This is a genomic window from Caenispirillum salinarum (assembly GCF_044803115.1).
Lineage (GTDB): Bacteria > Pseudomonadota > Alphaproteobacteria > Rhodospirillales > Rhodospirillaceae > Caenispirillum > Caenispirillum salinarum_A.
Genome location: NZ_CP085224.1, coordinates 3,835,601 through 3,852,537 on the forward strand (window position 1 = coordinate 3,835,601; position 16,937 = coordinate 3,852,537).

Consider the following 16,937-nt stretch of genomic DNA (forward strand, 5'->3'; position numbering starts at 1 on the left):
CCTTTTTCGGGAATTTCCCCGGAAAGCCCCTCCCGCGCGCGCATGAGCGAATGCCCTGGGGTCCCTGGCGCCCTGGAAATGGATACGGGTCGGCGGAGTGCGGGGCATCCGCTGCCGTGAGCATTCACAAGGGGCCTTCCGCTTCCGGTTCAGGGAGCAAAGGCCCGCCCCACCTGGCGCCGCGCCGGTCCCGAAGCGGAAGCCGGCCGGCAAAGTCTCATTCGCGGGTGTGGACGTTTGGCTGTTCGCGCGGTCCCTGCCTTGGCCGCCCCGATGATTGGACCCGCCCCCGGCCCTGCGGTGGCTGCTGATGCGTGCGGAGGGTAGGCCGTGGGCATCCGGGCCGCCGCCACCGCCGCGCGCACCCTGAGGCCGCCAAGGGGCTACATCGGATATGACCCGCCCCCCGATCCTGGGGAGTGAGTGCGCCGGGCTGTCCAGTGGAAAAGGCGGGCGGTTTTTCACCCATCGTCCGGTATGCGGACGAAGGCGCGGCGCCGCTGCCCTTCGGACGATCTTCGTTCGATACCCCGCCCGCACACCTTTTCGGGCCGCTGCCCAAAAAGTCCCGAGTTTTCATTCGCCGCGTGAAAACTCCATGCACCGCCGCCGTGCATGAGCGCGTGCGAATTTCGCACGCGCTTCTGATTTTCGGTGCAAGTTGCACCACTATTCCGCCGCGCCTCCCAAAGCTCTTTCCGCCGGGCGAGGTGCGCGGCCACCTGGGCGGGGGAAAGGCCGCAATGCCCCGTGCCAATAGCGCCAATAGTGCCGAAAGGTCCGGGGGCTGCGGCTTACGCCACGGTGGCGAAAAGCCCGGTGCCCCGTGCCAGTGCCAAAAGCGTACCGGGGCAACCGTCCGAAATCCGTCCGCTTGCCTGACCTGTACCGCGCCCGCCATCTGTCCGAAGGAAAATAAATCCTTCTGACTGTTCCAGTGTATTCCAGGGATTTCCTTTTCCGTTCGCGATGCGTTCTTTCATGTCGTGCTATAGTGTAGTAGAATAATACTACACAAAAGGAGGAAGTCGCAGTGACGACGAAACGGAGCATTCGCATAGGCGGACGGTCTACGTCCGTCGCCCTGGAACCGGAGTTCTGGCGCGTGCTGGACGGCATGGCCGCGTCGGCGGGCAAGACATTGGCCGCCCTGGTGCGCGAGCAGGCCGCGAACACCCCCGACAACCTGGCATCCCGCCTTCGGGTGGCCGCGCTGGAAGGGGGCCGTCATGGACTTCACGCCTGAACAACGCGCCGTGCTGGAGCGCCTGGACCCGATCATGGAGGCCGCCACGGGCTTCCCGCTTCTGGAACTGGACCGGCGCTTAGCGCAGTCGAAGGAGGCGGCGGATTTGCTGGTGCGCGAGATGCCAGACACCGCCCGCGATTACCTGGCCGGCATCCTCGCCTTCCACGGCCGCGCCGATCTGGACAAGGCCATGAAGGCGGACCTGTCGGACCTGCTGACCGTGTTTCTGAGCGCGAACGGCATCGACGCTGACGCCTATCACGCCCTGCCGGTAGAGGACCAAGAGGGCTTTTTCGGCGGCATCCACGAACACGGCAACAGCGCCCGCGCCTGGATCGAAACCACGGGCACCGCGCCCCCGAAGTTCACCTTCAACTAAGGACCGCGCCCATGGCCGCCTATCTTCCCTCCCACCTGACCGCGCAGCAGATGCGCGACCCGCGACAGCAGCTTGCACAAGCCCTGGTGAGCCGGGGCACGTCCACCGAACCCGTACAGCACTGGCTTCAGGGCGCCGCCCGAATGGCGAACACGTGGGTGGGCAACCGCAAGATGGACCGGCTGGACAAGGAATATGCCGACAAGGGTACGGCCTACCGGACGTCCCTCGCGGAAGCCCTCAAGAGCAAGGACCCCCTCGGCAGCCTGTCGCAGTCCAACGACCCGCGCCTTCTGGGCCTTGCCCTGCAGGGCAAACTTCAGCAAGCCAACCGCGAACCGACGCCGACATTCGAGACTGTCAACAATCCCTTCGGCCGTGGCGGTGTGGGGCAGCGCAACACCCTGACCGGCAAGATTGAAGGCTTTCAGGGACCGCCGACGCCGCGCGCGCCGGAGCCGCTGGAAAAGGTTCTTGGCGAAGACGGTCGCCCCATGCTGGTGCCCCGTTCGCGGGCAGCGGGCATGACTCCGTACAGCGATGCGGGCGGCGCGAGCGCCCGCGAGGAACGCATTTCACGCATCGAAGAAGCCTATGGGGTGCCGCGACAGACGGCGGTGGGCATCGCGGATGGGGTGCTCAAGCTCCAGACCGACCCCGTGAACGGCGGCGCCTTCCTGGTCAACATGGCGACGGGCGAGAAGTCGCAGCTTCGGGACGCTCCGCAGCAGACGGCGCAAGGCGGGATGCCCAAGACCGATACCGTGGCGACCACGAACCCGAACACAGAAACGCTGCCAGGCGGTGACATGCCTTATGCGGGCAATGGCGCCGACCCGTCCCTGTGGGACATGGCCGATGAAGTCACCGGCATGTTCCCGGCCATTCAGGAAAACCTTCAGGGCGTGACGGGCCAGGTTGGAATTGACGTGGCGCCGGACGGGCTGATCGAGAACCGCCAGACGTTCCGCACCGCGAAAAATGATCTGGTGCGCGCCCTGTCCATCAACCCGCGCTTCCCGGTGGGTGAAATCGAGCGCATTTCCCGCGAAGTGAACATTGAGCCGGGCATCTTCACCGATCCCCGGAGCCTGCGCGGTCGCATGACGGCCGTGGGGGATTACCTGGGCCGTCGCCTCGCCAACGAGGAAGCGGCAGCCCGTGACCAGTCCTTGCCGGTGGAGACGCGCCAGAACGCCGCCACGGCCGCGAAGGACATTCGTAACTTCCTAGACATCCTCGGGGCGCCCGCCGATGGTGAACGCGGCGACCCCGCCAGGGGCGATATCTCCGCCATGAGCCTTGAGCAGTTGCAGGGCCTGGACCCGTCGCAGATGAGCGACGAAGACCTTGCGGCCGCCGCCGAGCGGTTCCGCCAGTTGGAGGGCCGATAACATGGCAAATCCCTTTGAGCAGGAATTGCAGCGCCGCAACGCGGGCGGTGCATCGTCCCCCGCCGGGAACCCCTTTGAGGCAGAATTGCAGCGACGCCAGGAAGGCGGCGTCATGGGTTTCGTGAACCGGGGCATTGCGAACACGCTGGGCGCCCCGGCTGACTTGGTGAATGCCGGGTTGAACACGGTGGGCCTCGGCAGCGAACAGCCCTTCGGCGGGTCCGAGAGCATCCGCGCGGGCATGGGATACCTGGGCATCGAGACGCCCGACCGTGCGCCCGAGACGATGGGCGAATACGTCGCGGCGGGCACTGGTGAAGCCGCTGGCGCGCTGCTGCCGGTCGGCGCCACGGCCCGCGCGGCTTCTGGCTTGAAGGGCATGGCCGGAACGCTGTCGCGCGACATGATGAACACGGCCGCCCGCCGCCCCGTGGCGACCCTGGGCACGGAGATGACCGCCGGTGCCGGCGCTGGCGCGGGCCGCTACGTCGGTGAGATGAACAGCGATGATCCGACGATCCGCACGGGCGCCGAATTGGTCGGGGGCTTGGCCGGTGCCATGGCGCCGGGTGCTGCCGTGTCTGCCGTGACCCGCGCCCCGGTGACGGGCACCGCAATCCGCATGGGCAAGGCGGCCGTCGTGCCGTTCACCGAAAGCGGGGCGAAGGTCCGGGCAAGCCGCCGCATTCGGGAGGTGGCCGAACAGTCGCCCGAGGAAATCAACCGCGCTCTGGACGCGCCGAACGACTACGGCCTTGATCCCGCCACCCGCACCGGGGATGAGGGGCTTATCGGCCTGCGGCAGTCCGTCATGGACGAAAACCCGCCCTTGCGCCGTGAGGGCCGCGACCGTCTCCGCCAGGCGGAAGCCGAAATGCGCGCCGACATCGAGGGCGACGGCGGGAGCATCGAGGCCACCCGGCAATTTCTGGCCCGCGAGCGGGAGGCCGCGACGCAGGCCCTACGGAACCGGATGCAGCAGGCGGAGGCCCGTGCGCAACAGCGCCTTGCAGACCTGTCGCCGCAGCGCGCCCGGTCGGAGTCGTCCGCCATCTTCCGCGAGGAACTGACGGCCGCCCTGAAGGACGCACGGGCGCAAGAGCGCCGTTTGTGGCAGATGGTGCCCGATGACGTGACCGTGCCCACCGAAGCGGCCCGCACGCGCTATGAGGTTCTTGTCGCGGACCTGCCGAGGGCGCAGCGCGACGACATGCCCGAGGCCGCCCGCCGATTCCTTGAGCGTGGCGGCAACGACGCCTTCGGGGATGCCGAGACGGTGAAGGAAGTCCGGGGCCTGCGGTCCCGGCTGCTGGACGATGCCCGCAAGGCCCGCGCGGCCGGTGAGATGAACCAGGCCCGTCTTGCCGATGACCTGGCGGATGCCCTGTTGGATGACCTAGCGGCCCCCGGTGCCGGTTCGGCTGCCTTCGATGAGGCCCGCCGGTTCTCCGCCCTGGTCAACCGCACCTTCCGCCAAGGTCCGGCCGGGCGCGTTCTCGGATATGCCCGCGAGGGCGGCGACCGGGTGGCGCCGGAGTTGACGCTACATGCCACCATGGGCCGGGGTGGCGAGACGGGCGCGGCGCAGGCCCGCGACATGATGGGCGCATTCGAGGGCGATCTACCGTCCGCCCGTGCCCCTGCGGCCCGTGGTGCGATGGAGGATTACCTAAAGGCGCAATTCGCGGATACCGCCGTGCGCAACGGCCGCCTGGATTTGAACGCGGCCCGGCGCTTCGCGACGGCCAACGATGAGACGTTGCGGCAATTCCCCGAACTCCGCCGCTCCATGCTGTCGGCGCGGTCGGCGCAGGCCGTGGCAGACATTGCAGGGCAGGCCACCAGGGGGCAGACTGCCCGGGTTGATGACCCGGTGACGCGTTTCCTGAACGCGGCCCCTGACCAGGAGATTGCGGCTCTTGCCAAGGCGAGGAACCCGGCGGCAGCGGCGCAGACGATCCGCGCCCGTGCGCAGATGGACCGATCGGGAGTTGCGCTTCGGGGTGCTCAGTCTGCTATGGCGGATTTTCTTCTGACCGGCGCCACGCGTGGCGGCGCCCTGTCGGGGGATGCCCTGTCGCGCCTGTTGGCCGATGGGCGCACCGGAACGGTGGCCCGCGAACTGCTGACGCCTGACCAGCTCAAGCGGCTGGAGCGCGTGGCCGGGGAACTGCGCAAGGTGGAGGTGGCCCGCGAGGCGCGCGGCAATGCCGGTCCCGTCATGGACGATGCTCCGAACCGCGTGATTGACATGCTGGGCCGCACCCTCGGCGCTCGGTGGGGCGCGCAGGCCGGTCAAGGCACGTCGGGCGCCTCCCTGCTGACAGCCAACTTCGCATCGCAGAACGTCCGCCGCCTGCTGGAGCGCCTGACCAACGACAAGGCCGCGCAGTTGGTGCGGGACGCCATCGTGAACGACCCCGACCTGTTGCGGGCGCTGCTGGCGGATGCCTCCACCCCCGCCACGGCAGAAGCGGTGGCGCGGAAGCTGAATGCCTGGCTTGCCGGGCCTGCGGTGAACGCCATGCCGGGGCGCCGGGAGGAACAGCAGGCCATGCCCACGCAACCCCTGTTGCCCGCGCCGAAGTCCGAACCGGAGGCCCTGGCGGAAGCCCTCAGGCGGTGACGTGCGCAATAACCCACTCCGTGAGCAGCGGGACCATCGAGGGCCGCGTTACCACCCTTGATGAAAATCAAGGCCGCGTGAACTGGCGTCCGTAGAATGCCCTACATAGCTTCCTCGTGACCGGCCTCCCATATCCCCAAAGACACAGCCGGTCACGCCCCGCCGCTTCTCCCCAGGGGCGGCGGGGCCCCCAATGCAGATGGTCGCTAGAACGCTTTCCCACTATTTCGCCGCCCCGTCGAGGGCGGCTTTCTTTTGAGGTTCCCACGGCGCCTGCAAGGTACAGGGGGCTTGCGGGCCGGATCTAACTCATGGACGGCCGATCCGTTCAGCAGGGTTGAAAAGTTAGCTGCGAGTGGCGAAGGTTTTGATGAGGGCTTATCCCTTCGATCAGGACCGCAAACAGCATTGGGAGGGGACCATGTGGAAGAAGTGCGCAGCAGGAATTTTGGTCGGCTTGGTGGCGCTTCCCTCCGCAGCGAATGCATGGGGCGAGGATCAGGTAAGGCCGGATATCATAGATAAGATATTCGTCTTGCCTGATGACGGGGCATCTGGAGGGTGCTGGACAAATATAGGCGAGGCAAAGTCGTATGCCACTGACATGTTATCCTCGAGGGGCCTCGTCGTTGGTCCGCCCGAGGAACACAGGGCGGATGCTTGGAATCTTGTGATAAAAGTAGATGCATCTAGGCATAAAGAAGGATTTTGCCACGGAAACATAAATGTCTCTGTGCAAAAATTCGAAGGTAAAGAAAAGTATAGTTCGATAGTAACGATTGCGGATATAGAAAATTCTTTCGTATACAGAGATAACGCAAATACCGGAGTCCTCATTACACTGGAGCGAATGCTTAAGCACTGATTTTTTTGTATCAAGCTTGCCACCGGAAAGGCCCCACCTCCAGGGGAAAGAGGTCGGGCTTTTCTTCGGGCATCACCCACCCGCGCCCTGTCCTTTGGTCATGGCATCGAGGACATGCCCGGCCTCGTGAACCGCCGCTTTCCGCCGGTCCCACGCTTCCAAGCGGACCCGATTGGTAATTCTCATGCCGGCCCGCTCCTACGTCTCCCCGAAGTCTCCGAGGCACGGCGACGACGCCACTTCTACCGGCTCCGGCGGTTCGGCCTTCAGCCGCACGCCTGGCCCGCCGGTGCCGCTGTAGTCGCCCGAGGGCAGGAAGACCACCCCAGCCGCCTCAAACGCTCCGAGCAACAGGGCTTTGGTCCCCGAATGCGGGTCGCGGCTCCCGCTTTCGAAGTCCATCACCGTGCGCTTGTTGACTGCTGCTTTCCCGGCAAGGTCCGCCTGCGTCCACCCGAGTAGCGCGCGGGCCGCGCGTGATTGTGCTGCTGTGATCTGCATCGCCGCATCCTTCGAAGTATGCACTTTAAGTGTTGACTTCCACCTATGGGGTATGCACCATATGTGCATACTTTACGACAGGGGATGCAGACATGCAAGCCACCACGACCAACGCCACCCGCCGCCTTGTCATGCGCGAGGCCTGGGCTATCGCCCGCAGGGGTGCGGCCGTCTTCGGTGGTTCTGTCTGCTCCTATCTGTCCGAGGCCCTGCGGATCGCCTGGAAAGAGGTGCGCGGCCATTGGGCGATGCAGGCCTTTGACGGGCTTATCGCCGCCGGCCGCAAGGCCCGCCAGCCGCCGCCGCTCAAGACCAAGCCCGCTGCCGGCTACTGGCGCCACGCCAACCCGGCGCGCTTCGACTGCCGCCGCGCCGTCACCCCGTGGTGAGGCGCCACGGACCATCACCACCGAAAACCGAGGGAAGTTGCTATGACCGTATTCTCACGTCGCCAAGCCATCACCGGCACCGCCGCTGCTGTTGCCGTGACGGCAATTCCTTCCGCCGCTGCCGCCGCGCCCGCTGGCGACGCCGAACTGCTGGCCCTCTACAGCCGCTGGCGCGAGCATCAGGAAATCCGCTTCGCCGCCGAGATGGAGTGCCGCCGCATCGCCGACGAGAAGCCGGAGGACGTGGAATCGCTGCCGAAGGTGCACGTTATGGGGAATAACTTCTACCTTCCGGAGCACCTGGACGAATACCTGGAGCAGACTGCGGCCCGCGCCCATGAGATGGAATTCGGCGACGACAAGTACCGCGTCATTGCCGGCCGAGGCCTGCGCAAGATGCTGGAGCAGGTGGCCCACGAGACGCCCCACCCCCGTGATGTCCTGAAGGAAATGCACGCGCGCTACGACGCCTGGGCGGAGCGAACGGGGCTGCGCGAGTACGAAGACCTGCGCGACGAAGCGGACGACGAAGCCTTTGACCTGGAGGAGAGGATTGCCGCCCTCCCCGCGACCACTCCGGCCGGCCAGTTGGCGAAGGTCGACACCGGCCTGACGAAGACTGGCGCGCGCCTTCACGAAGATGACCCGGCCTGGGCCGTCCTCGCCTCCCTGATCCGCGACCTGGAGAGCGTCACCGGGATGAAGGCCATCGCGCCGGCTCACTGCTACGCCTACCGCAAGACGTAAGCCGCTGCCGGCGGATCGGCGCGCTCTACCGGAAAGCCACAGACCGGGCGCGACGACTGACGGAATGAGGCGGCACATAAGCAGGGGCGAGGGCGCGACCGCCGGCCCATGACCCCGCCGCCGCCATTAGGGCGCGGGTGGAGGCGATGCCCGCGCACATCAACCGGGACGGGGGCGGATGGACCGACGATGAGCGGGACGCGGCCGTGACGAAGATTGACGCGGAAGCCGCTGCCCTGGCCGGTACTGAGGCAACCACCCCCGCCGGCATCGCCTGCAAGCTGCGTGCGGCCCTGGCGGCGGATGAGGGGGGCCGACAACTTCCTGCCGCTGATCCGGTCGGCGCTGGCCGATCTGGAGCGGGAAGCCGGCACTTCCGCCGGCTGATCGGAAGCGGTAGCATGGACGCGGCGGGATAGGGTAGCTCCCGATAAGGCCGGACACCTGCACCGGCCTTCCCGCCGCACATCATGCAGGGACGCCTATGCAGGGAGGCGCGAGTATGGCTGACGATGATCTGCCGGAAATTCTCAAAAAACCGATATCCTATGACGACTTGGCACCTTCCGGCGCCGGACCGGCCGCCTTCGATGAGGCCCAAATTTACGTCGAATTCCAAAAGAGGTTTGATGCTCTCTTTGAATATTTCGGGATCGAGAAAGACGATCCAGAAAAATTTTTCATTCTTTCTTTTCTCATGGCACGGAAACACTACAGGGGCTTCCACCTGCAAACCGAAGGCCATCAAGTCGGACGCAAACGCGACGTGTGGACCTTCCAGGCGCTAATGAGCTTGTTGGATGACATGGAGGGGTTGCGGGAAGACTTGTCCGAGCGAGCGAAGGCAAGGCACTTGGCGGGCAGAGGGAAATACGCCAACCAAGATTTTGAGATGATTCGGCGGAAGTACCGCGAAGCGAAGGCGGAGCGCCGGAAAATCTTGGCCGCCGCTTTGATGGCGCATAAGGGCAATGGGGCGCAAACTGACGGCGAATAAGTCCCCACTTTAGGGTGGGTATGTAGCTATTAGTAGTTCCGTCCCCACGCTGGGCTTCGCCACTATTCCCTTGCGATCCAAAGAAGGAGCAAGGGCGCCATGACGATGTTACGCCGTCCCGAAGTCGAGGCCCGCACCGGCCTCAAGCGTTCCTCCATCTACCGCCTGATGGCCGAAGGTAAATTCCCGAAGGCCGTGCGGCTGTCCGAGCGCGCGGTAGGCTGGCCGGAAGACCGTATCAACGCGTGGCTGGCCGAGCGGGAGGCCGCGTAATGGTCGTCCGCAACAACAAGGCCCCCGCGCCTGTGGGAAGCGCGAGGGCCGGGTGCTGTCACCTGATCGGGGGGATCGGGTCCATCCTACCGCCCGGCGCCGCTGCCCGCAATCTCGCCGCCACCGCCAGCCGCGTTCCCGTGGCCGCTGATGCCCTGATCGCCCTTGCTGGCGTCGGGGGTGCGACATGATGGCGCCCGTGATCCACACCGGCCGCGTTGACGGCTCCCCCGTCCGGTTCTTCCGCTCGCCCCACTTCCCGGCCCCTGATCTTCCCTGGCCCGACCTGCCGGCCCTGCTGATGGCCCTGGGGCTGGCCGAGGGGGATGCGCTGCACGTCCTGCACAAACTGCAACGGGACTGGCCGGGCCTGGCGCGGCGCATCCCCACCGCCGAGGGCTTCGCGGTGGCGGTGCCGTTCTTCACTGCCCGCGATCTGGCACAAAGCCTGCCCCTGCCGCCCGAGCGGTTCGGGCAGTTCATGGCCGAGGCAACCAACGCCATGAAGGCCGCCGCGTCCCATCTGCCGAGCGCGCAAGCCCGGTCGGAATGGGCAATGGCCGCCTGCCAATTCCAGCACCCGGCCGGCGGTGGCGACAACGGGGGAGGGACGGCCGCATGATGGACCTGTTCACATCCTTCGCCGGGGCCGCCACCGCGCGCCATCACCAAGCCCTGATCGCGGCCGGTGTGCCGTCCGAGTGGCTGTATGGAGGCCCCGCCCGCTTCGGCGTGGCCCGCGCCGTCTTCGCCGGCCCCCATTGGGAGCCGCATGAACACGGGACGGCGGTTTGCGTCCTGCCCGACGCGCCGCTTTCCCGCCCTGGGGAGCCTGCCGACCTGATGGCGGACTTGATCGCCTTCCGCACGGCCGATCCGGCGCGCTGGTGGCTGCTGAAGGGTGGCGCCGCGATCCTGAACCCCACCGCCCGCGATCTGGCCGAATGGCATGGGGAGCCGCTGGCCGTCCATGCGTCTCCCCTGGACTGGATGCGGGCCGGCGGTGGCGGTGTGGTGGTGCTGGACTGGACCGCGCATTTGCCCCTGCACCTGGGCCGCGTGCCGCTGGTGGCCGCCGACCTGGCGCTAGGGGAGCGGCTTGACCGCGCCTTGAACCGCCCGACCGACCGCACTGAGATTTCCGTAATGCGGAGGGCCGCCGCGTGACCTTCGACGCTATCCCCCTGAACGCCGCTCGCGCCGCCGACGTGCGCGACCCCTGGCCGGACCTTGATGTGTCCGTGCTTCACCAAGGCCGCGCCGATCCGCCGCCGCTTCCACTGGAGGTGTTCGGCCCCTGGGCGGACTGGCTCACGTCTGCCGCCGAGGGGGCAAGCGCCCCGCCTGATTACGCTGTTGCCCCGCTGCTGGCCGCCGCCGCGTCGCTGATTGGCACAACGCGCCGCGTCTCGCCCTGGCCGAGTTGGGCCGAGCCGGCCGTGCTGTGGTGCGGGTCCGTGGGCGATCCGTCGTCGGGCAAGTCGCCCGGCGCCGATCCCGTGTTGGGGCCGCTGCGCCACGCCGAGCGCGACATGGCCGAGAGCTTTCCCGACGTGCTGGCGCAATGGAAGGCTGATGCCGAGCGGGCGAAGGCGGTGGAGGACAAGTGGAAAGGCGACGTGAAGGAGGCCGTGAAGAAAGGGATGCCGGCCCCGCCGCTGCCCGACGACGCGACCGTGGAGCCTGAGCCGGTCCCGCCGCGCCTTGTTGTCGCGGACACCACGCCCGAGGCCCTGGCCGCCGTCCTGCACGCCAATCCGCGCGGAGTGATGGCGACGCGCGATGAGTTGGCCGGGTGGCTGGAGTCCTTCGAGCGGTACGGGCCGGGTTCCTCCCGCTCTATGTGGATCGAGGCGTTCGGCGCACGGTCCTACCGCATCGACCGCGTGAAGAACGGCGCGGCGCCGCTGATGATTCCCGCCCTGGCCGTGTCCGTGTTCGGCACCACGCAGCCGGAGAAGCTGGCGGCGATGCTCAAGGGCGCCGACGACGGGCTTGCATCCCGCTTCCTGTGGGTGTGGCCGAGGCCCGTTGAGCCTTCCGAGCCGTCGCGGCCCACCGACTTCGACTTGCCCCGCCGGGCCTTCGACCGGCTGCGGCGCCTCCAGTGGGCGGACGCCGACCACACGCCAGTCACGCTCCCGGTGCAACGAGCGGGGGTGGACGCTCTCAACATCTTCCGCACCGACACCGCCCGCGCCACCCGCGAAACCGGCGGGCTGCTGGCGAGCGCGATGGGGAAGGCGCCGGGTCTGGTGCTGCGTCTCGCCCTGGTGCTGGAGCATCTTTGGTGGGCTGCCGGCGCGGATGCGGAACCGCCGGCCGAAGTCTCGGGCCGGGCGCTGTTGGGTGCGGTGGCGCTGTGGGAGGTCTACTTTCGCCCGATGGCCGCCCGCGTCTATGGCGATGCTGCCTTGCCGCTACCCGAGCGCAACGCTGCCACCCTCGCACGGCGGATCAGGAAGGAAGGCGCCGACCGGGTGAACTTGCGCACCGCCCGCCGGCAATGGCGCCTGCCGGGTCTGCGCGACGCTGCCGCCATGAGCGCCGCCGCCGAAGTGCTGATAGAGGCCGGGGCGCTGCTGCCGGACCCCGCGCGAGACGGAGGCACCCCCGGCCGCCAGCGCGCCGACTACCTCGTCAACCCGAAGCTGTTGGAGGTTTGAACGATGGAGCAGGCGCGAGATTGGCTTGCGGAATTTCTGTCTTCTGAGCCCGTGCCAAAAGCGCCAGTAGTGCCGAATGGTGGCGACGGCGCCCCTATTGGCGCTATCGGCACTATTGGCACGGGTGTGAGGGACGCGGAAGCATCTGAGTTGGGTGGGCTATCGGCCCAAACGGCACTATTGGCAAAGGGCGATGGCGAACCCGAGGCCGCACCCCTGGCCGGTCCCGGCGAATGGGAGGAACGGGCTGCCCTGGCTCAATTCGACGGGCAGGCGCCGCGCGAATGGGCCGAGGGATTCGCCACGCTCCAGACGATGCCGCCACCGCCGGGCATCCACCGCGCCCGCTGGTGGCAAGTCCTGACCGACGCGGGCCGCTTCATGGATGCATGGGCCGCCAAAGCTGGCGCCCTGGGCTGGACGGTGCATGACGTGTTCGGCATCGACGCCAAGGCCCCCGAGCGGCGGCATGACCTGGCCGGGCTTGTGCCGCTGATGGAGGGCCGCCCGGTGGTGGCTGTCACGGCCGACGCCGCCACGCTGCGGACGCGCACGGGGAAGACGTTGCGGGTGTTCCGCCGCCGTGGCCCTACCGGCGCCCTGCTGTGGCAGTTGGGGGAGGGCTGACGGATGGGTAACACGCTGGACCGCGCCCGCTTCCTGAAGGTGCTGGCGCTGGCCGAGAGCGACGTTGACGGGGAGGCCCTGGCCGCAATCCGCAAGGCCGCCGCGATGGCCCGCGCCGCCGGCCTGTCGCTGGGGGAGGCAGTGGAGGGGGTCGCCTTTCCCGACACCCTGCCGGCGGACATGCTGGAGGCCGAGTTGATCCTGTACCGGGACCGAATCGCCGCGCTTGAGCGGGAGCTTGCCGAGGCGGTGGAGGATCGGGACGGGCGCCGCCGGGCCTATCGGGACGGACTGGCCGCCGGCCGCGCCGCTGCCGCTGATCGGGTGCGCGCGGTGGAGGTGGAGCTTGAAGCCTTCCGGGAGGGGATGGATTGGCCCGCCCTTGCCGACCGCTACCACTCCGGCCACCGCCGGGGCGCGCGGGGCGAATATGCAAAGGGCCTGCTGTACCGGGCGAGCGTGGGCAGGCTGTCCGCGGACGATCAAGCCGAGTTGCGCCGATTCGCCACCGCCAGCGACCGGAAGCGCAAGAGGGCCGCCGCATGACGTGGGGACCGTGGGCCGAGGGGCTGACACCGGGGGAGCGCGTGGCCCGGCTGCGCGCCCTTCGCGTCGTTGTCCGCCTGCTGGCCGGTGGGACCGTCGAGGCGGTGGCGTTGCTGCGGGACGCCGAGACGAACCCCGCCGCGCTGGAGCCTGCACGGCTGGCGGTGGAGGCCCTGCCCACCCGAACCATGCGCCGCGTGCTGTCGTCATACCTGGCCGGGACGCGATGAGCCTGCCGCCGGCATCATGTCTGCACTGAATTTCGTACACAGTACGCGCGTGCCCGGAGTTTCAGGACCAGTACGCGCGCGGGTAGCTCTAGCCGCGGTGCCGGTGGTGGCGTCTATCTTAGACCGGGATAGACGGCGGCGCGTCAAACCGGACAAAGCGGACACCATAAAAAGGGCGGAATTTTCCGACACGGTCAAAAGGCGCGCGTCCGCTGCCCCCGCGCGGCGGCTTGAAATTAATCATCGGAAATCAAGCCGGGTTTTCGGACGCCCGAAAAGCGGATTCGCGGACGAGGCCGCGCCGATGCTGTCCGCGAAAAATTCACGCCGGTTTTCATCGGCGCCACCGTCCAAAATTCCAGCACGTTCCCGTGCAAGCCGCGTTCGCTTTGTGGAATGGTTTGGGGGATGCCTTCCGGGCTTTGATAAAAAATCAAAGGAAATCAAAGCCGTAAGGGAAGGAAGTGGCGGACAGGGGGGGATTCGAACCCCCGGTGCGGGTTTCCCCGCACGACGGTTTAGCAAACCGCTGGTTTAAGCCACTCACCCACCTGTCCGCGTGTGAGGCCGCCCTTATAATGAACCGCCTCATGCATTGTCAACCAACGACTTCAGCACTTCACCCTCAGGCTGAGATCGCCTCGCTGACCACGCCCGGCGTCATGCGTCGCAATTCGTCCAGCGAGGTGCGAAAGACGCAGTGCGGGTGCCCCGCCGCCGCATAGACGGCATCGAACCGCCCCAGGCTCGCGTCGATGGCGATGGGCAGCACCGTAGCATGGGCCACCGGAGCGACAGCGCCGATGGTGAACCCCGTCGCCGCGCGCACGGCCTCGGCGTCGGCCTTTTCCACGGGGCCGGCCATCCCCAGCACCTCGGGCAGGGACTCGGGCACGCAGCGGCGGTCGCCGGCGACCAGGGCCATGACCGGCTCGCCGCCCGCCAGGAACACCAGCGACTTCACGATGGCGCCCAGCGGAACGCCCAGGGACTCCGCCGCCTCCGCCGCCGTGCGGGCCGAGGCGGACAACGCCACCACCTCGTGCGGGGCGCCCAGGTCCGCCAGCGCCGCCCGCACCCGGCGCACCGCCGGGGTGTCGATGCCCGAGCCGGACGCGCCGCCGGCCGTGCCTGCGGGGCTCATACGGGCACCTGCATGCCGCGCTTGACCGCCGGGCGTTCGCTGATCTCGTCGAACCAGCGCGCCACGTTGGGCCACTCGTCCAGGTCCAGGCCGAGCCGTTCGTGCGGGGCGATCCAGGGATAGGTGGCGATGTCGGCGATGGTGTAGTCCCCGCCCGCCAGATAATCGGTGTCGGCCAGCCGCGTGTCCATCACCGACAACAGCCGCCGCGCCTCGGTGTCGTAGCGGTCCTGGGCGTAGGGCACGGGTTCCGGCGCAGCGTGGCGGAAGTGGAACGCCTGGCCGAACATGGGGCCGACGCCGCCCATCTGGAACATCAGCCATTGCAGCGTGGTGGACCGCTCGACCGGGTCGGCCGGCCACAGGGCGCTGCCGGCTTTCTCGGCCAGGTAGATCAGGATGGCCCCCGACTCGAACACGCTGTGCGGCCGGCCGTCGGGACCTTCGGTGTCGACGATGGCGGGAATCTTGCCGTTCGGACTGATCGCGCGGAAGGCCGCCTCGTGCTGCGCACCGGTGGATATGTCCACCGGATGCACGGTGTAACGCAGGTCCAGTTCCTCCAGCAGGACGGAGACCTTGCGGCCGTTGGGCGTCTTCCAGGTGTAAAGATCGATCATGGTGCGCTGCCCCGGCAATGAACAAAGTAGCCGTCGAGCGTGCCCAAGGACCCGCCCGTGGTCAACGCCGCTGGTGCAGCACCGCCCCCTCCGGCGCATGATCCTGCAACAGCCGGCCGAGCAGCGCCACGTCGCGCTGGCGCGCGGCCGCCGGTCGCCAGACCAGCGCCACCGTCCGGGCAGGGCGCGAGACGGTCAGGTCGCGCACGATCACGCCGCGCGCCGCCCCGGCCTCCACCGGCACGGCGGAACGTGGCAGCAGCGTCACCCCAAGGCCGTTGGCGACCATCTGCACCAGGGTGTTGAGGCTGGTGGCCTGGAAGCTTTCGTTGCCGGCCGGGCGGCGGGTGAGCGCGCAGGCCTGCAGGCTGTGCTCGCGCAGGCAGTGACCGTCCTCCAGCATCAGCACTTCCTCGGCCGCCAGCGCGTCCTCGGGCACACGGTCGAGCGCCTCGAAGGCGTGGCCGGCCGGGGCGGCGACAACCACGTCCTCGTCCCACAGTGCCAGGGTGCGCATCTCGCCCACGTCGTAGGGCAGCGCCAGCAGCGCCACGTCCAGCCGCCCCTCGGCCAGCAGGTCCAGAAGCCGCGCCGTCTGGTCCTCGCGCAGGAACAGCTTGAGGTCGGGATAGGCCTCGCGCACCGCCGGCAGGGCCTGGGGCAGCACATAGGGGCCGATGGTGGGGATGACGCCCAGGCGCAACGGGCCGCTCAAGGGGTCGGCGGCGGCGGCGGCGCTGTCCACCAGGGCCTCGGCGTCGGCCAGCAGGCGGCGGGCGCGGGCGACGATCTCCTCCCCCAGCGGCGTGACCACCACCTGGCGCTTGGTGCGGCGCTCCAGCAGTTGCACGCGCAACAGCGCCTCAAGCTCCTGGATGCCGGCGGACAGGGTGGACTGGGTGACGGCGCAGCTTTCCGCCGCCCGCCCGAAGTGCAGGTTGTCAGCCACCGCCACAAGGTAGCGGAGCTGGCGCAGAGTCGGCAGCGTCTTCATGCAATCCTTTTGCGGATAAATCGATCAATAACGCCCTGCATATCAATTGGCGCGATAGCACGCCAGCGCCTAGGATGCTCATATCGGTAGCGCGGCGCCGGGGCGCCGTTCAGTTCGACTGTTTTTTTGAGAGAGGGGATTTTCATCATGGATATCGACATCGGCATCTCCAAGGACCAGCGCCAGGCCATCGCCGACGGCCTGTCGCGCCTGCTGGCCGACACCTACACACTGTACCTCAAGACCCACAACTTCCACTGGAACGTCACGGGTCCGCAGTTCAACACGCTGCACACCATGTTCGAGCAGCAGTACACCGAGCTGTCGACGGCGGTCGACGAGATCGCCGAGCGCATCCGGGCGCTGGGGTTCCCGGCGCCGGGCAGCTACAAGCAGTTCGCCGCGCTGACGCGCATCCAGGAAGAGGACGGCGTGCCCTCGGCCACCGACATGATCAAGGCGCTGGCCAAGGACCAGGAAGCAGTGGTCCGCACCGCGCGCGAGGTCTTTCCGGCCGCCGACGAGGCCAACGACGAGCCGACCGCCGACCTGCTGACCCAGCGCATGCAGATCCACGAGAAAACCGCGTGGATGCTGCGCGCCATGCTGGGCTGAGACGCCGCTGACACGAAGACGCCCGGAGCAGCGGCTGCTCCGGGCGTCCGTCGTCTCTGTGTCGGAGAAGGCGTC

At 67.7% G+C, this 16,937-nt stretch carries 20 protein-coding genes and 1 tRNA gene; 16 read left to right on the top strand and 5 right to left on the bottom strand.

Translation table 11 applies throughout. The features are described 5' to 3' along the window. The first annotated feature begins 1,033 nt into the window (after window positions 1-1,033). The 5 genes from LG334_RS17535 (at window position 1,034) to LG334_RS17555 (ending at window position 6,513) form a co-directional block, all read left to right on the top strand. The gene (locus LG334_RS17535) at window positions 1,034-1,246 is read left to right on the top strand and encodes a ribbon-helix-helix domain-containing protein (protein WP_404379933.1); all 213 of its coding nucleotides are present in this window, start codon (window positions 1,034-1,036) and stop codon (window positions 1,244-1,246) included. Further along, the gene (locus tag LG334_RS17540) at window positions 1,230-1,628 is read left to right on the top strand and encodes a hypothetical protein (RefSeq protein WP_404379934.1); all 399 of its coding nucleotides are present in this window, start codon (window positions 1,230-1,232) and stop codon (window positions 1,626-1,628) included. The genes LG334_RS17535 and LG334_RS17540 overlap by 17 nt, the downstream gene beginning before the upstream one ends. 11 nt (window positions 1,629-1,639) lie before the next feature. Next, a complete protein-coding gene (locus LG334_RS17545) occupies window positions 1,640-3,022 on the top strand; it encodes a hypothetical protein (RefSeq protein ID WP_404379935.1) in 1,383 nt (460 codons plus the stop codon). A 112-nt stretch (window positions 3,023-3,134) separates the two neighbouring features. Further along, a complete protein-coding gene (locus tag LG334_RS17550) occupies window positions 3,135-5,648 on the top strand; it encodes a hypothetical protein (RefSeq protein WP_404379936.1) in 2,514 nt (837 codons plus the stop codon). 421 nt (window positions 5,649-6,069) lie between these two features. Then, entirely contained in the window at window positions 6,070-6,513 is a 444-nt protein-coding gene (locus LG334_RS17555; RefSeq protein ID WP_404379937.1) for a hypothetical protein, read from the top strand. A gap of 198 nt (window positions 6,514-6,711) precedes the next feature. Here LG334_RS17555 and LG334_RS17560 read toward each other — a convergent pair whose 3' ends face one another. After that, the gene (locus LG334_RS17560) at window positions 6,712-7,014 is read right to left on the bottom strand and encodes a transcriptional regulator (protein ID WP_404379938.1); all 303 of its coding nucleotides are present in this window, start codon (window positions 7,012-7,014) and stop codon (window positions 6,712-6,714) included. Window positions 7,015-7,106: 92 nt separating this feature from the next. On the opposite strand from LG334_RS17560, the gene LG334_RS17565 reads away from it, so the two are divergent. The 10 genes from LG334_RS17565 (at window position 7,107) to LG334_RS17610 (ending at window position 13,489) form a co-directional block, all read left to right on the top strand. After that, complete coding sequence (locus LG334_RS17565) at window positions 7,107-7,403, top strand: hypothetical protein (protein WP_404379939.1); 297 nt, start codon at window positions 7,107-7,109, stop codon at window positions 7,401-7,403. A 42-nt stretch (window positions 7,404-7,445) separates the two neighbouring features. After that, window positions 7,446-8,150: a hypothetical protein gene (locus LG334_RS17570; RefSeq protein WP_404379940.1), complete on the top strand. Its 705-nt coding sequence runs from the start codon at window positions 7,446-7,448 to the stop codon at window positions 8,148-8,150. Between the two features lie 502 nt (window positions 8,151-8,652). After that, on the top strand, window positions 8,653-9,147 hold the full coding sequence (locus tag LG334_RS17575) for a hypothetical protein (protein WP_404379941.1): 495 nt from the start codon (window positions 8,653-8,655) through the stop codon (window positions 9,145-9,147). A gap of 99 nt (window positions 9,148-9,246) precedes the next feature. Continuing rightward, complete coding sequence (locus tag LG334_RS17580) at window positions 9,247-9,420, top strand: helix-turn-helix transcriptional regulator (RefSeq protein ID WP_404379942.1); 174 nt, start codon at window positions 9,247-9,249, stop codon at window positions 9,418-9,420. 187 nt (window positions 9,421-9,607) lie between these two features. Then, on the top strand, window positions 9,608-10,042 hold the full coding sequence (locus tag LG334_RS17585; protein WP_404379943.1) for a hypothetical protein: 435 nt from the start codon (window positions 9,608-9,610) through the stop codon (window positions 10,040-10,042). Beyond that, on the top strand, window positions 10,039-10,587 hold the full coding sequence (locus tag LG334_RS17590) for a hypothetical protein (protein WP_404379944.1): 549 nt from the start codon (window positions 10,039-10,041) through the stop codon (window positions 10,585-10,587). The genes LG334_RS17585 and LG334_RS17590 overlap by 4 nt, the downstream gene beginning before the upstream one ends. After that, window positions 10,584-12,086: a DUF3987 domain-containing protein gene (locus tag LG334_RS17595; RefSeq protein ID WP_404379945.1), complete on the top strand. Its 1,503-nt coding sequence runs from the start codon at window positions 10,584-10,586 to the stop codon at window positions 12,084-12,086. The genes LG334_RS17590 and LG334_RS17595 overlap by 4 nt, the downstream gene beginning before the upstream one ends. A gap of 180 nt (window positions 12,087-12,266) precedes the next feature. Continuing rightward, a complete protein-coding gene (locus LG334_RS17600) occupies window positions 12,267-12,713 on the top strand; it encodes a hypothetical protein (protein WP_404379946.1) in 447 nt (148 codons plus the stop codon). 3 nt (window positions 12,714-12,716) lie between these two features. Further along, the gene (locus tag LG334_RS17605; RefSeq protein ID WP_404379947.1) at window positions 12,717-13,259 is read left to right on the top strand and encodes a hypothetical protein; all 543 of its coding nucleotides are present in this window, start codon (window positions 12,717-12,719) and stop codon (window positions 13,257-13,259) included. Then, entirely contained in the window at window positions 13,256-13,489 is a 234-nt protein-coding gene (locus LG334_RS17610) for a hypothetical protein (RefSeq protein ID WP_404379948.1), read from the top strand. The genes LG334_RS17605 and LG334_RS17610 overlap by 4 nt, the downstream gene beginning before the upstream one ends. Window positions 13,490-13,954: 465 nt before the next feature. On the opposite strand, the gene LG334_RS17615 is transcribed toward LG334_RS17610, so the two are convergent. From LG334_RS17615 to LG334_RS17630, 4 genes are all read right to left on the bottom strand, one after another. Further along, window positions 13,955-14,046 (bottom strand) — tRNA-Ser (locus tag LG334_RS17615). Between the two features lie 68 nt (window positions 14,047-14,114). Further along, window positions 14,115-14,633, bottom strand: coding sequence for a YbaK/EbsC family protein (locus LG334_RS17620; RefSeq protein ID WP_404379949.1), 519 nt, complete (start codon window positions 14,631-14,633; stop codon window positions 14,115-14,117). Then, window positions 14,630-15,253 (bottom strand): glutathione S-transferase family protein, encoded by a 624-nt coding sequence (locus LG334_RS17625; RefSeq protein WP_404379950.1) that lies wholly within the window; start codon window positions 15,251-15,253, stop codon window positions 14,630-14,632. Before LG334_RS17625 ends, LG334_RS17620 begins: the two co-directional genes overlap by 4 nt. A gap of 61 nt (window positions 15,254-15,314) precedes the next feature. Further along, complete coding sequence (locus LG334_RS17630; protein WP_404379951.1) at window positions 15,315-16,247, bottom strand: hydrogen peroxide-inducible genes activator; 933 nt, start codon at window positions 16,245-16,247, stop codon at window positions 15,315-15,317. A 147-nt stretch (window positions 16,248-16,394) separates the two neighbouring features. Between LG334_RS17630 and LG334_RS17635 the strand changes: the two genes are divergently transcribed. Continuing rightward, window positions 16,395-16,862: a Dps family protein gene (locus LG334_RS17635; RefSeq protein ID WP_404379952.1), complete on the top strand. Its 468-nt coding sequence runs from the start codon at window positions 16,395-16,397 to the stop codon at window positions 16,860-16,862. Window positions 16,863-16,937: the final 75 nt, after the last annotated feature.

What these genes read in the sequence shown, in the direction of transcription:
- LG334_RS17540 (WP_404379934.1), top strand. Translation starts at nt 1,230, where the DNA reads ATGGACTTCACGCCTGAACAACGCGCCGTGCTGGAGCGCCTGGACCCG.
- LG334_RS17545 (WP_404379935.1), top strand. Translation starts at nt 1,640, where the DNA reads ATGGCCGCCTATCTTCCCTCCCACCTGACCGCGCAGCAGATGCGCGAC.
- LG334_RS17550 (WP_404379936.1), top strand. Translation starts at nt 3,135, where the DNA reads ATGGGTTTCGTGAACCGGGGCATTGCGAACACGCTGGGCGCCCCGGCT.
- LG334_RS17555 (WP_404379937.1), top strand. Translation starts at nt 6,070, where the DNA reads ATGTGGAAGAAGTGCGCAGCAGGAATTTTGGTCGGCTTGGTGGCGCTT.
- LG334_RS17560 (WP_404379938.1), bottom strand. Translation starts at nt 7,014, where the DNA reads ATGCAGATCACAGCAGCACAATCACGCGCGGCCCGCGCGCTACTCGGG.
- LG334_RS17565 (WP_404379939.1), top strand. Translation starts at nt 7,107, where the DNA reads ATGCAAGCCACCACGACCAACGCCACCCGCCGCCTTGTCATGCGCGAG.
- LG334_RS17570 (WP_404379940.1), top strand. Translation starts at nt 7,446, where the DNA reads ATGACCGTATTCTCACGTCGCCAAGCCATCACCGGCACCGCCGCTGCT.
- LG334_RS17575 (WP_404379941.1), top strand. Translation starts at nt 8,653, where the DNA reads ATGGCTGACGATGATCTGCCGGAAATTCTCAAAAAACCGATATCCTAT.
- LG334_RS17580 (WP_404379942.1), top strand. Translation starts at nt 9,247, where the DNA reads ATGACGATGTTACGCCGTCCCGAAGTCGAGGCCCGCACCGGCCTCAAG.
- LG334_RS17585 (WP_404379943.1), top strand. Translation starts at nt 9,608, where the DNA reads ATGATGGCGCCCGTGATCCACACCGGCCGCGTTGACGGCTCCCCCGTC.
- LG334_RS17590 (WP_404379944.1), top strand. Translation starts at nt 10,039, where the DNA reads ATGATGGACCTGTTCACATCCTTCGCCGGGGCCGCCACCGCGCGCCAT.
- LG334_RS17605 (WP_404379947.1), top strand. Translation starts at nt 12,717, where the DNA reads ATGGGTAACACGCTGGACCGCGCCCGCTTCCTGAAGGTGCTGGCGCTG.
- LG334_RS17610 (WP_404379948.1), top strand. Translation starts at nt 13,256, where the DNA reads ATGACGTGGGGACCGTGGGCCGAGGGGCTGACACCGGGGGAGCGCGTG.
- LG334_RS17620 (WP_404379949.1), bottom strand. Translation starts at nt 14,633, where the DNA reads ATGAGCCCCGCAGGCACGGCCGGCGGCGCGTCCGGCTCGGGCATCGAC.
- LG334_RS17625 (WP_404379950.1), bottom strand. Translation starts at nt 15,253, where the DNA reads ATGATCGATCTTTACACCTGGAAGACGCCCAACGGCCGCAAGGTCTCC.
- LG334_RS17630 (WP_404379951.1), bottom strand. Translation starts at nt 16,247, where the DNA reads ATGAAGACGCTGCCGACTCTGCGCCAGCTCCGCTACCTTGTGGCGGTG.
- LG334_RS17635 (WP_404379952.1), top strand. Translation starts at nt 16,395, where the DNA reads ATGGATATCGACATCGGCATCTCCAAGGACCAGCGCCAGGCCATCGCC.